General features: G+C 69.8%; 12 protein-coding genes. 9 read left to right on the plus strand and 3 right to left on the minus strand.

Annotated features, from left to right (window positions below; translation table 11 throughout):
* Nucleotides 1–5: 5 nt before the first annotated feature.
* Genes mlaD through VFR64_19620 form a run of 6 tightly spaced genes read left to right on the plus strand, consistent with a single transcriptional unit; the run spans nucleotide 6 to nucleotide 5,867 of the window.
* Nucleotides 6–449 carry an outer membrane lipid asymmetry maintenance protein MlaD gene (gene mlaD / locus VFR64_19595; protein ID HET9491939.1) on the plus strand — a complete coding sequence of 148 codons (444 nt, stop codon included), beginning with the start codon at nucleotides 6–8 and terminating at the stop codon, nucleotides 447–449.
* A gap of 25 nt (nucleotides 450–474) precedes the next feature.
* Nucleotides 475–1,098, plus strand: coding sequence for an ABC transporter substrate-binding protein (locus VFR64_19600; GenBank protein HET9491940.1), 624 nt, complete (start codon nucleotides 475–477; stop codon nucleotides 1,096–1,098).
* A complete protein-coding gene (locus VFR64_19605) occupies nucleotides 1,095–2,762 on the plus strand; it encodes an isocitrate lyase/phosphoenolpyruvate mutase family protein (GenBank protein ID HET9491941.1) in 1,668 nt (555 codons plus the stop codon). The genes VFR64_19600 and VFR64_19605 overlap by 4 nt, the downstream gene beginning before the upstream one ends.
* Nucleotides 2,762–3,946: a phosphonopyruvate decarboxylase gene (aepY, locus tag VFR64_19610; protein HET9491942.1), complete on the plus strand. Its 1,185-nt coding sequence runs from the start codon at nucleotides 2,762–2,764 to the stop codon at nucleotides 3,944–3,946. The genes VFR64_19605 and aepY overlap by 1 nt, the downstream gene beginning before the upstream one ends.
* Entirely contained in the window at nucleotides 3,943–4,683 is a 741-nt protein-coding gene (locus tag VFR64_19615; protein ID HET9491943.1) for a phosphocholine cytidylyltransferase family protein, read from the plus strand. The genes aepY and VFR64_19615 overlap by 4 nt, the downstream gene beginning before the upstream one ends.
* Nucleotides 4,680–5,867 carry a CDP-alcohol phosphatidyltransferase family protein gene (locus tag VFR64_19620; GenBank protein ID HET9491944.1) on the plus strand — a complete coding sequence of 396 codons (1,188 nt, stop codon included), beginning with the start codon at nucleotides 4,680–4,682 and terminating at the stop codon, nucleotides 5,865–5,867. Before VFR64_19615 ends, VFR64_19620 begins: the two co-directional genes overlap by 4 nt.
* Here VFR64_19620 and VFR64_19625 read toward each other — a convergent pair.
* Complete coding sequence (locus VFR64_19625; GenBank protein ID HET9491945.1) at nucleotides 5,828–6,571, minus strand: 2OG-Fe(II) oxygenase; 744 nt, start codon at nucleotides 6,569–6,571, stop codon at nucleotides 5,828–5,830. The genes VFR64_19620 and VFR64_19625 overlap by 40 nt on opposite strands.
* Nucleotides 6,572–6,661: 90 nt before the next feature.
* Here VFR64_19625 and VFR64_19630 point away from each other — a divergent pair, with 90 nt between their 5' ends.
* On the plus strand, nucleotides 6,662–7,735 hold the full coding sequence (locus tag VFR64_19630) for an inositol-3-phosphate synthase (protein ID HET9491946.1): 1,074 nt from the start codon (nucleotides 6,662–6,664) through the stop codon (nucleotides 7,733–7,735).
* Between the two features lie 11 nt (nucleotides 7,736–7,746).
* The gene (locus VFR64_19635; protein HET9491947.1) at nucleotides 7,747–10,539 is read left to right on the plus strand and encodes an MMPL family transporter; all 2,793 of its coding nucleotides are present in this window, start codon (nucleotides 7,747–7,749) and stop codon (nucleotides 10,537–10,539) included.
* On the opposite strand, the gene VFR64_19640 is transcribed toward VFR64_19635, so the two are convergent.
* Nucleotides 10,536–11,282 (minus strand): iron-containing redox enzyme family protein, encoded by a 747-nt coding sequence (locus tag VFR64_19640; GenBank protein ID HET9491948.1) that lies wholly within the window; start codon nucleotides 11,280–11,282, stop codon nucleotides 10,536–10,538. The two genes, VFR64_19635 and VFR64_19640, sit on opposite strands and share 4 nt — an antisense overlap.
* A 238-nt stretch (nucleotides 11,283–11,520) precedes the next feature.
* Complete coding sequence (locus tag VFR64_19645) at nucleotides 11,521–13,572, minus strand: molybdopterin-dependent oxidoreductase (GenBank protein HET9491949.1); 2,052 nt, start codon at nucleotides 13,570–13,572, stop codon at nucleotides 11,521–11,523.
* A 26-nt stretch (nucleotides 13,573–13,598) separates the two neighbouring features.
* On the opposite strand from VFR64_19645, the gene VFR64_19650 reads away from it, so the two are divergent.
* Nucleotides 13,599–14,837: MFS transporter (locus VFR64_19650; GenBank protein HET9491950.1), on the plus strand; the 1,239-nt coding region annotated here is incomplete at its 3' end.

Consider the following 14,837-nt stretch of genomic DNA (forward strand, 5'->3'; position numbering starts at 1 on the left):
TGACGATGGAGCGACGGGGCGTGAACATCGCGGTCGGGCTGTTCGTCGTCCTCGGCTTGTTGGCGATGGCCTACCTTTCGATTAAACTCGGCAGAGTCACGCTCCTGCCGGGCGGCGGCTACGAAGTGTTCGCGGACTTCCCGTCCGTGGGTGGCCTTCGTCACGGGGCCTCGGTGGAGATCGCCGGCGTCGAAGTGGGGCGGGTGGAGTCAATCGGGTTGGCCGAAGACTACCAGGCGCGCGTGGTCCTCCGCATGAACGCCGGTGTCCAGCTTCAGGAGGACGCCATCGCCTCGATCAAGACCAAGGGGCTGATCGGCGAGAAGTTCATCCGCATCAGTCCGGGAGCGTCCGACAAGCTCGTCCCCGCGAACGGCCGGCTCCGGGAGGTCGAGTCTCCCGTCGATCTCGAGGAGCTCATTTCCAAGTATGTCTTCGGCAAGGTGTAGCCAGGCAAGATAGGAGGCTCATGGCATGACATCCGTGGCCAATCGACTCGTCCTGGCGCTCGCGCTCGCCCTGGCGCTGGCCTCTCCGGCGCTGGCCGGCCCGCCGACCGACCAGCTCCGGAGCCACGTCGATCGAGTGATCAAGACGCTGGAAGATCCCCAGCTCAAGCAGGAGAGCAAGGCCCTGGAGCGGCGAACGACGGTCCGCCGCATCGCGGACGAGATCTTCGACTTCGGGGAGACGGCCAAGCGCTCGCTGGGTCGCCACTGGCAGGCCCGGACGCCGGCCGAGCGTGAGGAGTTCGTCCAGCTCTTCGCCGATCTCCTCGAGCGCTCCTACATCTCCAAGATCGAGCTGTTCAACGGCGAGCGCGTGACCTACACCGGCGAGACCATCGACGGCGATGTAGCCACGGTCCGCACGCGCCTCATCACCAAGCAGTCTACCGAGATTCCGGTCGACTACCGGATGCTCAAGCGGGGTGACCGCTGGCTCGTGTACGACGTCATCATCGAGGGCGTGAGCCTGGTAGGGAACTACCGTACGCAGTTCAACAAGATCATCCAGACCTCCTCCTATCCGGAGCTCATCAAGAAGATGAAGGGCCGGCAGGAGGAGCTCAAGGGACAGGAGAAAAAGAAGACATGAGCAAGGCCGCTCATCTGCGCGCGCTCCTCGCGCGCCCCGGGCTGGTATCGGCCGTGGGGGCCCACGATGCCCTCAGCGCCAGGCTGATCGAGGCCGCGGGGTTCCCCATCGTGTGGTCCTCCAGCTTTACGGTGTCGGCCGCCCAGCGGGCCATGCCCGACGTGAATCTCCTGACCATGACCGAGACGCTGGAAGCGGCCCGGCATCTGAACAACGCCGTGGCCGTGCCCGTCATCGCCGACTGCGACAACGGCTACGGCAACGCCGTCAACGTGGTGCGGACGGTGGAGGAGTACGAGCGGGCTGGGATCGCCGGGCTCTGTCTGGAGGACAACATCTTTCCCAAGACGTGCAGCCTCTACCCGGGCGTCCGGCGCGAGCTGGCCTCGGTGGAGGAGCACGCCGGCAAGATCCGGGCCGCCAAGCGGGCCCAGCGGGACCCGGCCACGCTCGTCATCGCCCGCACCGAGGCCTTGATCGCCGGGTGGGGCCAGCAGGAAGCGCAGCGGCGGGCGCGTGCGTACGCCGAGGCCGGCGCCGACATGATCCTCGTCCACTCCAAGGCCCCCACCGCGGCCGAGGTGCTGGAGTTCATGCGCCACTGGGACCGCCCCACGCCCATCGTGGTCGTGCCGACCCTGTACCCGACGGTGCGGTGGGAGGAGCTGGAGCAGGCCGGCGTCAAGCTCGTCATCTGGGCCAACCAGGTGCTCCGCGCCTCCGTCAAGGGCATGCAGGACACGCTCACGGTGCTGGGCCGCGAGCGGCGGCTCGACGCCCTCGCCCCGCACATCGTCACGCTCGAGGAGATCTATCGCCACGTGGGCGTGGAGGACTTCAAGCGGATCGAGAACGAGTTCCTGCCCCGCGGCGTGTCCGACGTCCACGCCGTGATCATTGCCGCCGGCTCCGGCAAGTCGCTGCTCCCGCTCACCGAGGATCGCCCCAAGTGCATGCTGGACATCAAGGGGCGCACGATCCTGGAGCGCCAGCTGGAGACCCTCCGGGCCAGCGGCGTCCACGACATCGCCGTCGTCCGCGGCTATCGCAAGGAAACGGTGGTGGCCCCAGGGGTCCGCTTCTACGACAACGACCGCTTCGAGGAGACCGGCGAGCTGGCCTCCCTGCTGGCCGCCGAGCCCGAGCTGCACGGCCGCCTGCTCTTCCTGTACGCCGACGTGCTCTTCGAGCGGGCCCTGCTCGAGCGCCTGCTCCGCGCCGAGGGCGACATCGTCATCGCCGTGGATCGGACCTGGGTGGACCAGCGGGACCGGCTGCTGCCGCTGGCCAAGCCCATCGATCTCGTGGTCACCAGCGATCCGCCCCGCCCCGGGCACCGGTCGCTCGGTGACGACGCGCAGGACTCGCTCGTACGGATCGGCCAGCGCGTGCCGCCCGAGGCGGCCACGGGCGAGTTCGTGGGGCTGGCTGCGTTCTCGCCTCGGGGGGTGGAGGCGATGCGGGAGGCGTACCGGCAGGCGCTTGCCACGGGCGGCGGCCGTGTTCACGAAGCGGAGAGCCTGGGTCAGGCCGCCTTCACGGACCTGCTGCAGATCCTGGTCGAGGGCGACCACCGGGTCACCTGCGTGAGCACGTGGAAGGGCTGGCTGGAGATCGATACCTTCGAAGACTACCAGCGCGCCTGGGCGGAGATCCGCGCGTAGTGACGGGCGACGACTTCGCGGCGCTGCTGGACGGCCGGGGCTTCGACTTCTTCGCGGGCGTCCCCTGCTCGCTCATCGCCGACGTCATCGCCGCGCTCGAGCGTCACCCTCGGCTTCCCTACCTGGCGGCCGTCCGTGAGGACGTGGCGGTCGGCGTGGCGGGCGGCGCCTGGCTGGGGGGCCGCCGCCCGGCCGTCCTCATGCAGAACTCCGGGCTGGGCACGAGCCTCAACGCCCTGGCGTCCCTGTCCCTCATGTATGGCTTCCCGGCGCTGCTGCTGGTCACCTGGCGGGGCTGGCGTGGAGAGGATGCGCCCGAACATCTCTTGATGGGCGAGATCTCGCCCCGACTGCTGGAGTTACTCGGCATTCCCCACCGCGTGCCCTCGGCCGCGTCGCTGACGGCCGACGTCGACTGGGCACGCCGTGAGATGGACGCTCGGAGCCGGCCCGTCGCGCTCCTCGTTCCCCCGGGAATCTTCGCGGGAGACTCCCACGGTCGTCACACCCCGCGCGAACGGGGAGGTCTGGAGGGGGCGGTCCCCGCCCCCTCCAGTAATAAGCCAACCACTGGAGCAGGCCTCCAACCGTATGCCGAAGGCGCCAAGGCGCTCACGCCCAAAATCTCCCGCATGCAGGCGATCGCGGCGGCCGTCAAGGAGTTGGGCAACGAGCCGGTCGTGCACGCCAACGGTTATCCCTCCCGCGAGTCCTGCGCCGTGGCGGATCGCCCGCAGAACTTCTACATGATCGGCTCCATGGGTCTGGCCGCGCCGATCGGTCTGGGGTTGGCGCTGGCCCGGCCCGACCGTCGTGTCGTCGTCTTCGACGGCGACGGCAATCTGCTCATGGCGCTGGGCGTCCTGGCCAACGTGGCGGCCGTGGCTCCGACGAACCTCGTGCACTGCGTGTTCGACAACCAGATCTATGGCTCGACCGGCAATCAGCAGTCCGTCTCGGGACAGGTGAGGCTGGACGCGCTCGCCGCCGCCGCCGGTTACCGGCGCGTGGCGGCCGTGGCCGAGGCCGAAGCGGTGAGCCGGGCCATCCGCGACATGCTGGGCGCCAACGGCCCCCACTTCCTGCTCGTGAAGGTCACCGACGAACAGGCCAAGGTGCCGCGGATCCCGCATTCGCCGGAAGAGATCCGTGACCGCTTCCGGGCCAGCGTGCTGCGCCCGTGAAGGCCATCATCCTGGCCGCGGGAGTGGCCCGCCGCCTGGCGCCCCTGACCGACCGCACCCACAAATGTGTGCTCCCCGTGGGCGAGCGGCCCCTGCTCACCCGGATGCTCGTGGCCCTGGAGTCGGTCGGCGTCGAGGAGACGGTCCTGATCGTCGGGCACTGCGCGGACCAGGTGCGGGAGGTCGCGGGTCGCCGGACCGGGCGCATGCCCGTCCGCTACGTCGACAATCCCCTGTACACGAAGGGCTCGGCCCTGTCTCTTCAGACGGCCCGCGCGCACCTGCTGGAGCCGGCCCTGGTGATGGACGCCGACGTCCTGTTCCCCCGCGAGTTCCTCCGGCGCTTGCTGGCGGCGCCGGCACCGAGCGCGTTCCTCATCGATCGCGGGTTCCGGGACACGGGCGAGGAGGTCAAGCTTTACACGCGCGGAGACCGCGTGATCGCCCTGGGGAAGAAGGTGGTGCCCGACGCCTGGGACGTGGTGGGTGAGGGCGTGGGCTTCTTCAAGTGTGGCGCCGAGGCCGGCCCCGACCTCGTCTGCCTGCTCGACCGCGTCATCGCCGAGTCCGATGGCCTGGCGGAATACGAGGACGCCCTGAACCTGCTGGTGCAGCGCCGTCACATCGGCTGGGCCGACGTCACCGGGCTGCCGTGGACGGAGATCGACTTCGCCGAGGACCTGCGGCGGGCGCGGGACGAGGTGTTGTCGAAGATCCTGCGTCTCGACAGCGCGTGACGCCGAGCGCGGCCCTCTATCTCGCCGATTCCCGTGACGTGGGACCCGCGCTGGCCGATGTGGCCGGCCGTCCCCTGGCGTTTCGCGCCGTCGTGGGAGCGGTCCGGACCGGGTGCCAGCGCGTGTTCGTGCCGGCGCAGCTCCGCCAGCGCCCTTTGGCCCAGGCCGTGGCGGCCTCTCCCTCGGCGCGGGCGGCGGTCGTGTGGCTGGAGCCGGGAGTGGCGCCACCCGTGGGACCGCTGCTCCTGCTCCCCGCGACCGCGTTGATCCCGAGCGATGGCCTGCAGGCGCTGCTGGCCGCGGCGCCGACCGCCGTCCTGGCGGCGTCCCGCGACAGCGGCGTCCCGGCCATCGCGGCCCGCTCGACGCTGGTCCCGGCGCTGTGGGCCTCCATCGTGGCCGCCCGGCCGCTGGCCGACACGCTGCTGCGAGCGCTGAAGGACGAGCCGCGCCTGACGGTCGTGGAGGCGGGGTGGTGCACGCGTGTCACGTCGAGCCAGGGCCGGGCGGAAGCCGAGGCGCGCCTGGACGCCGAGCTGCTCACGCCGATCGATACGCCCCTCGACGTCCTGTTTCACCGCCGGCTGTCGCGCCCGCTGAGCCGGCTCGCCGTGCGCTGGCAGATGACCCCCAATCAGGTCACCCTGCTCAGCCTCATCGTGGGCCTGGGGGCCGCCTGGTGCTTCGGGCAGGCGGACCTGGCGCTGGCGCTGCTCGGGTTCGCCCTCTACGCCGTCGCCGTGGTCCTCGACCACGTCGATGGCGAGATCGCCCGCGTGACCCTCACCGAGTCATCGTTCGGAGCCAAGCTCGACGTCGCCGTGGACACGGCCATCCACGCGCTGCTGGTGATGGCGATGGGCGGGGCGGCCCAGCGGGTCGCCGGCGGAGGCGCGGCGCTGTCCGGCAGCGCGGCCGCGCTCGGCGTGATCGCCAGCGCCCTGATGACCCGGGCGGCGCCCCCGGCCGCGGGAGGGATCGGCGCGCTGCTGAACGCGCTGAGCAATCGTGGCGGCTTCTACACGATGCTCGTGCTCTTCGTGACCGGGCTGGCCCTGCTGCCGTCGGCGTTGCCGGCCTTCATGGTGGCCGTGGCCGCCGGCTGCCACGCCTTCTGGCTCGGCCGCCTGGCCTATGGGCTGACTCAGCGCCGCCGGCCGAAGACGGAGCGGAAGCCGAAGTAGGCGACGGCATCCTTCATATCGGACACGAAGCGCCCGAGCCAGCTCATGGACGGGTCGGTCACGTACTCCAGCGTGAGACTCACGCGCTCCTCGCCCTCGCCGAGCGGGGTGATGGCGTGCCACAGCGTGTCACCGTTGAAGAGGACCACGGTGCCCGGATCCGTGGCCAGGCGAAGCTCGTGCGGCTCGCGCTCGGGCTGTCCGCGGAAGGGCTGGCAGACCAGCCGGCTGGACGAGCGGTCGAGCAGGCCCACCAGCACCGTGTAGCGGGCGCCACGGTAATACGACGTATCGTAGTGGAATCCGATGTGATCGCCGGGCTCCGTGTAGAAATAGAGCGCGCAGGCGTGGGGGTCGCGGGGCGGGCAGCAGGCCAGTGGCTGCCCGGTGATCCGGCGCAGGAGATCGAGCAAGGCCGGTGAGCGATACAGGGCGACGATGGCCGGCGCCTGCCGGACGAGGGTGAAGGCGCTGACGCTGCCCCCTTTCTTGACGCGGGGGACGTAGTTGCGATGCACGGCCGGCCGCACCCGCTCGACCTCGGCGGCGAAGGCCTCGATGAGCAAGGGCGGCAAGCACCGTTCGAGGTGGACGAACTGGTTCTGGCGCCAGTACTCGGCGCGGATGGCCTCCGCGTCCAGGGCGCTCACGGCGCGCGCCACCTCCGCCTCGACCTGATCCGGCTCCACTCTGCGTTCTAGCACTGGCGCCTCCGACCCGCGCCTATGTTACACTGGCCAGTGCACCCGCTCTTTTGCAGCAGGTCAGCGTCGACGGTCTCCAGGAGGGCACCCGTGGCGGCGGTTCGAGTGGCGATCATCGGCGTGGGGAACTGCGCGTCGTCCCTCGTCCAGGGAGTTGAGTTCTATCGCAACGCCCCCGAGAACGGCTTCGTGCCCGGTCTCATGCATCCTCGACTGGGCGACTACCACGTCGGCGACATCGAGTTCTCGGCCGCCTTCGACATCGACGAGCGAAAGGTCGGGCGCGATCTGGCCCAGGCCATCTTCGAGGCGCCCAACAACACCGTGCGCTTCGCCGAGGTGAGCCCGCTCGGCGTGCCGGTCCACCGCGGCATGACGCATGACGGCCTGGGGACCTACCTCGGCCAGGTGATCCGCAAGGCGCCGGGCGCGACCGCCGACATCGTGGGGATCTTGCGCGACACGCGCACCCACGTGGTGGTGAACTTCCTGCCGGTGGGCAGCGAGATGGCCACCAAGTGGTACGTGGAGCAGGTGCTGGAGGCGGGCTGCGCCTTCGTCAACTGCATCCCCGTCTTCATCGCCCGCGAGGCCTACTGGCGACGCCGCTTCGAGGAGCGCGGGCTGCCCGTGGTGGGCGACGACATCAAGTCCCAGCTGGGCGCGACCATCGTGCACCGGGTCCTGGCCCGCCTGTTCATGGACCGGGGCGTGCGTCTGGAGCGGACCAGCCAGCTCAACTTCGGAGGCAACACCGACTTCTACAACATGCTGGAGCGCGAGCGCCTGACCTCCAAGAAGGTCTCCAAGACGGACGCCGTGCGCTCGCAGTTCACGCACGAGGTCCCGGCCGACGACGTCCACATCGGTCCCAGCGACTATGTGCCCTGGCTCCAGGACCGGAAGTGGGCGCACATCCGCCTGGAGGGCCGGAGCTTCGGCGACCAGCCCATCAGTGTCGAGCTCAAGCTGGAAGTCTGGGACTCGCCGAACTCGGCCGGCGTCGCCATCGACGCCATCCGCTGCGCCAAGCTGGCCCTGGATCGCGGGCTCAAAGGCGCGTTGCTGGCGCCCTCCGCGTACCTGATGAAGTCCCCGCCCGAGCAGTGGGCTGACGACATCGCCCACCAGCGGCTGGAGCGATTCATCGGAGGCGAAGAGTAGCGCCGTTGGCAGTGAAGGACCCCACCGGTCGCCTCCTGGGCTCCCTCGTCCGGGTCGCCTGCGCCGTTCCCACCTTCACCGTCGCGCTGGCCTGGCTCCTGGCCGCGGCCTCCGTCTGGTACGCCGTCAACAACCTGGGGCTGGCCACCTCCACGCGGGCCCTGCTGCCCCAGGGCCTCTCCTACGTCGAGCGCTTCGTCGAGTACGACCGCGAGTTCGGCGAGCTGGACGACCTGGTCATCGTCGTGGAAGCCCGCTCGCTGCCCGAGACCACCGCGTACGCCACCCGGCTGGTGCGAGAGCTGCGCATGCGCGAGGTCCCCCTGAACCGCGTCGCCTACCGGATCGACCCCAAGCAGTTCGAGGGTCGGGCCCTCCTGTACCTGGGCAAGGACAAGCTGACCGAGATCCGCGACCGGATCTTCGACTACCAGGAGTTCATGGAGGCCTTCGCGAGCCGCCCGACCCTGGACCGGCTCATCGAGGGACTGGCCACCCAGGTCGCCGGGGCCTTCGTCACCGGCTTCCTGGACCTCGGGCTCGGTCCCACCGCCGGCCCCAGCGACTTCCGGTTCATCGAGGACCTCGTCACCCAGGTCTCGACCCGAATCGACAAGCCGGCCCCCTATCGTTCGCCCTGGGGGGCGCTCTTCTCGGCCGAGGAGGATCCGAGCGCCGGCTACTTCCTCTCCGACGACCAGCGGCTGCTCTTCATCCTGGCCGAGCCGGCGACCGCGACGGGCAGCTTCACCGGGAACCGGCAGGCCATCGAGGCGACCCGGGGGGTCATCGCGTCCCTGCGACCGCAGTTCCCGTCCGTCAACGTGGGGGTGACCGGCAAGCCGGCCCTGTCCAACGACGAGATGACCACGGCGTTCGACGACAGCCAGAAGGCGACGATCCTGGCGTTCGCCCTCACCCTGTTGCTGCTGCTCCTCGGCTTCCGTCGGCTGGGCAAGCCGATCCTCATGCTGGGCGTGCTGGCCGTCAGCCTGGCCTGGTCGATCGGCGTGGTCACCGTGGTCATCGGGCACCTCTCGCTGTTCTCCGTCATGTTCATCTCGATCGTCATCGGCATCGGCATCGACTACGGGATCTACTTCCTGTTCCGCTACGAGGAGGAGCTCTTCCTGGGACGGGGCCTGGCCGAGGCGCTCGAGATCACCGCGGTCCGCAGCGGGCCGGGCATGCTGCTGGGCGCGGTGACGGCGGCGGGCAGCTTCTACGTGCTGGCCCTCACCGACTTCCGCGGGCTCCAGGAGCTGGGCATCGTCTCCGGCACCGCCATTCTCCTGTCCTGGCTGGCCATGATGACCGTCTTTCCCGCCGCCCTCATGGTGGTGGACCGGCGCCGCGCGAGCGCGTCCCTCCGCTCGATGCCCCGGGCGCTGGAGCTCGAGCGCGCCGGGGTGCCCCTGCTCGACGTGGTGGCGGCCCATCCCCGGACGGTTCTGGCGCTGACGGTGATCGTCAGCGTCGTCTCGGTGTGGGGGCTCTCCGGCCTGCGCTTCGACTACAACCTGCTCAACCTGCAGGCCAAGGGCACGGAGTCGGTGACCTGGGAAAAAAGGGTCCTGGGGGCGGCCCATCGGTCGGGGTTCGCGGCGCTGGCCAGCGCGGATACGCTGGACGAGGTGCGGCGCAAGCAGGCCGCCTTCACCCGCCTCGGGAGCGTTTCCGAGGTGGATTCGGTGCTGCTGCTGATCCCCGAGGACCAGGACGAGAAGCGCAAGATCATTTCCGACTTCGCGCCTCTGGTGGCGCCGGTCCGGGTGAGCCGGCCGCTTCCCCTGGACCTCGAGCGCCTGACCCGCTCGCTCCAGACGCTGCGCCGGCGACTCGGCATCGCCGCCAACGAGGCGCCCCCCGGCGAGGCCAAGGAGCGTCTCGGCCGGCTCAACACCCGTCTCGATGAGCTCCTGCGCCGCTTGCGCCAGGGGGATCGCGAGACCCTGGAGCCGGCCCTCACCCATCTGCAGCAGCAGCTGTACGGCGACTTCCTCCGCAACTTCCAGCGCCTGCAGGCCAACCTGGCGCCCCGGCAGGTGGGCCTGGACGACCTGCCCGTCGAGATCCGCAAGAAGTTCGTCAGCGACCGCGGACGGTTCTTGCTCCAGATCCACCCGGCGGTGGACATCTGGGACCGTGAAGGGGCCCGGCGCTTCGTCGAAGAGCTCCGGACGGTCGACGCCGACATCACCGGAACGCCGATCATCACCTTCGAGGCCATCCGCCTGATGGAGCGCGCCTGCAAGCAGGGCACGGTGTACGCGATCGGCCTGGTGGCCCTGATGACCGCGATCACGATCCGGCGCTGGCGAGAGACGCCACTGGCCCTGTTGCCGCTGGGGCTGGGGCTGTTGTGGACGTTCGGCCTGATGTCCTTCCTCCATCTCAAGGTGAACCTGGGCAACATCTTCGCCATCCCCCTCATCCTGGGCGCGTCCACCGAGTTCGGCACCAACATCGTGATGCGCTTCATGGAAGGCAAGCGGGACTACGAGGGGCCCCTGGTGGCGCGGAGCACGGTGATGGCGGTCCTCTTCAACGGTCTCACCACGATCGTGGGCTTCGGCAGCCTGATGCTGGCCCACCACCGCGGGATCTTCGGCCTGGGCCTCCTGCTCACCCTGGGAATGGTCGCCAGCCTGGTGGCGGCCCTGGTCGTGCTCCCGGTGCTCCTGCGGATGGTTCGGCAGATCCGCATCGCGCGTCACCTCCGCCGGTTGGCTCTCGCGGTGGTGAGGCAGGCCGCCGCCTCGGAGGAGGCGACGGCACGCAGCGAGAACCAGCGCGTCCGCTAGTCGAGCGCCGTCGTCGACGAGGCGCCGTCGACGAAGGCCGCCAGCATCCCGTCGGCGCAGATGCGGCGCGCCGTGATAGCCCGGCGCAGGGCCAGCCGCCCGCGGGCCTGCTCCTCATCGGTCACGGCCAGGCGCTCGAGCAACCGCACGGCACGGGCCGCGTGGTCGCCCTCGACCTCCATGTGGACGGTGTAGAACTCCAGCGCCGCGCGGTCGACCCCGTAATGCTTTTCCAGGGCCTGCGCCATGCGCTCCATGTGCACCGGGTTGATGGACTCGGTGGCGATGTTGCCGCCGCAGAGCGCCTCCAGCGGGGACGTGCGCTGGAGCAGGAACAACTCGTTCTTCTCGATGATGGTGGTGGGCAGGTACTCCGTCGCGAAGATCTCCTCGCGGGTGATCCCCAGGCCCTCGGCCAGACGGATGTAGAGATAGGCGTGGGCCGTGGTCTTGCCGCCGACCGTGTCCTCTCCGCCCTCCTCCACCACCAGGGGGATCAGGGCGCGCTGGCGCTCGAGATCCTCCAGGGTCGGCATGTACCCGCCGACCGAGATGATCTTCCACGCCGCATGGCGGAGGGTGTCCAGGAAGAAACATCCCTGCTGACGGATGACCTGTTGCACTTGCGATCGACTGAGGCGGCCTTCCCAGATCAGCTGGAACAGCCGGTGATGCAGCCATGGATGGGTGTCCCGCGCCTCTTGCAGCAAACTCCTCGCGAACTCCGCCGACGCCACCGCCATGGGACACCTCCTCTTTCGAGCGCCGGCTCCACCGACGCCAACCGTGTCGGGGCGCGTCTCGTGCCCCCGCCAGGCTAAGAAAGGGGGCCGTCGAGGCCCCCTCCGACCCCCTAGCCGGGCGTTACTCCGGCGGCTATCCGCGACGACGGCGCGGGACCGGCTCCCGCTATCCCGCCTTGTGGCGCTGGCCGCATCGCCGACGGCTTCACCCGCGCCCGATGGCGCGCGGAAGGCGCGGTCATGATACCGCTTCGAGCCGGGCGACCTCCACCAGATTGGAGTGGAACGCCGGGCCGTCGCCCAGGTCGGTGACGCGGTCGCTGGTGAGCACGTTGACGCCCTGCCCGCCCGGGTGGAAGCGGTGCCACCAGATGCCCTCGATCACCACGACCCCGGGGCGCGTATCGCCCGTCACCCGCGCGGTGAAGCGCGCCGCGCCCCGGCCGTTGAAGACATGCACCGTGGCGCCGTCGTCGATCGCCCGGGCGGCGGCGTCGGCGGGCGAGATGAGCACGGTCGGCGACTTCTGCCGATCTCGCAAGCGCTGCGACTGGCTGAACGACGAGTTCAGGAAGAAGCGGTTGGGAGGCACGATGCACTGCAGCGGATAACGCGCGCGCAGCTCCGCGTTGTCCGGGCCTTCGGCCAGCGGCAGGTACGTCGGCAAGGCCGGCCACCCGCGGGCAGCCAGGCTCGCCGAGGAGAACTCCACCTTGCCCGACGACGTGGGGGCGCCGTCGGCGAAGGGCATGTAGGGCCGCGGCAGGGTCAGGCGGATCGAGCCCTCCTGGCGCAGGCGCTCGTACGTGATCCCGGCGACAGTGGCGTCGCCGCCGGCCAGGAACTCCGCGATGAGCTGGGCCGGCGCCTTGGCGTAGTGCTCGCGGGCCACGCCCAGGGCCGCGGCCAGGAGGCCGAAGACCTCCCAGTTCGATTTCGCCTCGCCGGGCGGCGCCAGCACGGGCAGCGCGAGCTGCAGATGCAGGTGACCGTACGAGCGATAGAGGTCTTCGTGCTCGAGCGACATCGTGGCCGGCAGCACGAGGTCGGCCCGGTGCGCCGTGTCCGTCATCACCTGCTCGTGAACGACCGTGAACAGGTCCTCCCGGGCCAGACCGGCCAGGACCAGGCGCTGGTTCGGGCAGACCGCCGCCGGGTTGGAGTTGTAGACGTAGAGCGACTTGACCGGAGGCGCCAGGGCGGCGTCGGTGAGCACGCGTCCCAGATGGATCATGTTGACCGTGCGAGGCGGCGGCGGCGGCATGAGGTCGGGACGCTCGAGGACCGCGTAGTCGAAGCCGAACGCCCCGCCGGACGACAGCAGGGCGCCTCCGTGCGGATCGGCGTAGGCCCCGGTCAGCGCCGGCAGGCAGGCGATGGTCCGGCAGGTCATGCCGCCGTTGTCGTGGCGGCTGAGGCCGATGCCCAGCCGGATGAACGCGCGGGGCCCGGCCCCGTACCGGCGGGCGAAGCCCACGATCGCCTCGGTGGACAGCCCGACGATCGGGGCCACGCGCTCCGGCGCATAGGCCTGCACGTGGCGAGCCAGCTCCTCGTAGCCGTACGTGGCCCGGCCGATGTACTGCCGGTCGACGCGGCCTTCGCTGATCAGCACGTGCATGACGGCCAGGGCCAGGGCCGCATCGGTCCCCGGCCGCACCATCAGGTGCTCGTCGGCCTCCGCCGCGGTCGGGGTGCGGTAAGGATCGATCGCGATGATCCGGGCACCCCGCCGGCGGGCCTGTTTGACCAGGGTCATCACGTTGACGGTGGAGTAGGCGGCATTGATGCCCCACAGCACGACCAGATCGGCGCCCACCATTTGCTCGGAGTCGTTGCCCGTCACCGCCCCCACGGTGGCCCGCCAGCCCGCGTACGCCGTGGAGACACAGATCGTTCGGTCCAGCCGACTGGCTCCCAGGGCGTGAAAGAGCGGATGGCCGGCGTGGTACTGCACCTGGCCCATCGTTCCCGCGTACGAGAAGGGCAGGATGGCCTCGGCCCCGTGCTGGCGAATGATGGCCCGCCAGCGCTCGGCGATCTCGTCGATGGCGGCCGGCCACGAGATGGGCTCGAAGCGTCCCCCGCCCCTGGGCCCCACCCGGCGCAGCGGTCGCAGGACGCGCAGGGGGGAGTGCACGCGCTCGGCATAGGCACGCACCTTGCCGCAGATCACGCCCTGGGTGAACGGGTGAGCGGGGTTTCCCGTGACGTTGGTGAGCCGCCCGTCCTGCACCGTGACTTGCAGGCTGCACGCCGACGGGCAGTCGTGAGGGCAGACCGAACGCATCGCCGGGTACAGTATCATGGCCGGCAATGCTCGAACGCCTGCGCCGGCTGCACCCTTTTCAGACGGCCGACGCGCAGCGCCTCGCCTTGCTCTTTGGCATCGTGTACTTCGCGCAGGGCATGTACGACCTGCCCACCCAGACCCTCACGCTGGCGCTGAAGGAGCGTTTCGGGCTGTCGGCGGGCCAGGCGGCGACTTTCTTTCTCATCGCCACCATTCCCTGGTACGTCAAGCCCCTCTACGGATTGATCTCGGACTTCGTCCCGCTGGCCGGGCGGCGGCGGAAGAGCTATCTGCTTCTGAGCTCGGGGCTGGCCGCGCTGTCGGGCGCCACCCTGGCCCTGCTGGGGATCCATACGTACGTCGTGCTGGCGGTGTTCGTGACGTTGATGGGGCTGGGGCTGGCCTTCACCGACGTGATGGTCGACGCCTTGATGGTCGAGCACGGTCGGGCCCGGGGCTTGATCGGCGCCTTTCAGTCGGTCCAGTGGGCGGCCATCTACGGAGCTTCCATCATCGTGGGCTTGGTCGGCGGACAGCGGGCCGCGCGACGCAACCTGCACGCGGCCTTCGCGGTGGCCGCCTGTTTCCCCGTCGTCTCCTTCTTGATGGCCCTCATCTTCATCCGGGAGCCCCGCGCTCGGGCCGATCGGGCGGCGTTTCAGAAGACGCTCGGCTCCATCCGGGAGGCGCTGCGGGAGCGGGACGTCTGGGTGGTCGCCGGCTTCACGCTGTTCTGGACGTTCAGCCCGTCGTTCGGGCCGGCCTTCCTCTACTACCAGACCGACGTGCTGCAGTTCAGCCAGGAGTTCATCGGCCTGCTCCTCTCCCTGAACGCCGCCGGATTCGTGGTGGGCGCGCTGGTCTACGCGCCCCTGTCGCGCCGGGTGCCGCTGAAGCGGCTCATCGTGTGGTCCATCGGCGCGGCCGCCGTCGCGACGCTGGGCTATCTGCTCTACCGCAGCTGGGTGTCGGCCCTCTTCATCGACAGCATCTTCGGCGTGGTGGGCATGATCACCCAGCTGGCCTTCCTGGACCTGGCCGCCAAAGCCTGCCCGCCCCGCGTCGAGGCCAGCTTCTTCGCCCTGCTGATGTCCGTCTACAACCTGGGGGTCAAGGGCTCGCAGATCACCGGCGGCTACCTCTACGACGCGCTGGGCTTCACGCCGCTCGTGCTCATCTCGGCCGTCGTGACCGCGCTGGCCTGGCTCCTCGTCCCCCTGGTGAAGATCGACCAGATCGAGACCAAAGCCAAGGCCCAGGCG

The sequence above is a fragment of the Candidatus Methylomirabilota bacterium genome (genome assembly GCA_035709005.1).
Classification (GTDB): Bacteria; Methylomirabilota; Methylomirabilia; order Rokubacteriales; family CSP1-6; genus 40CM-4-69-5.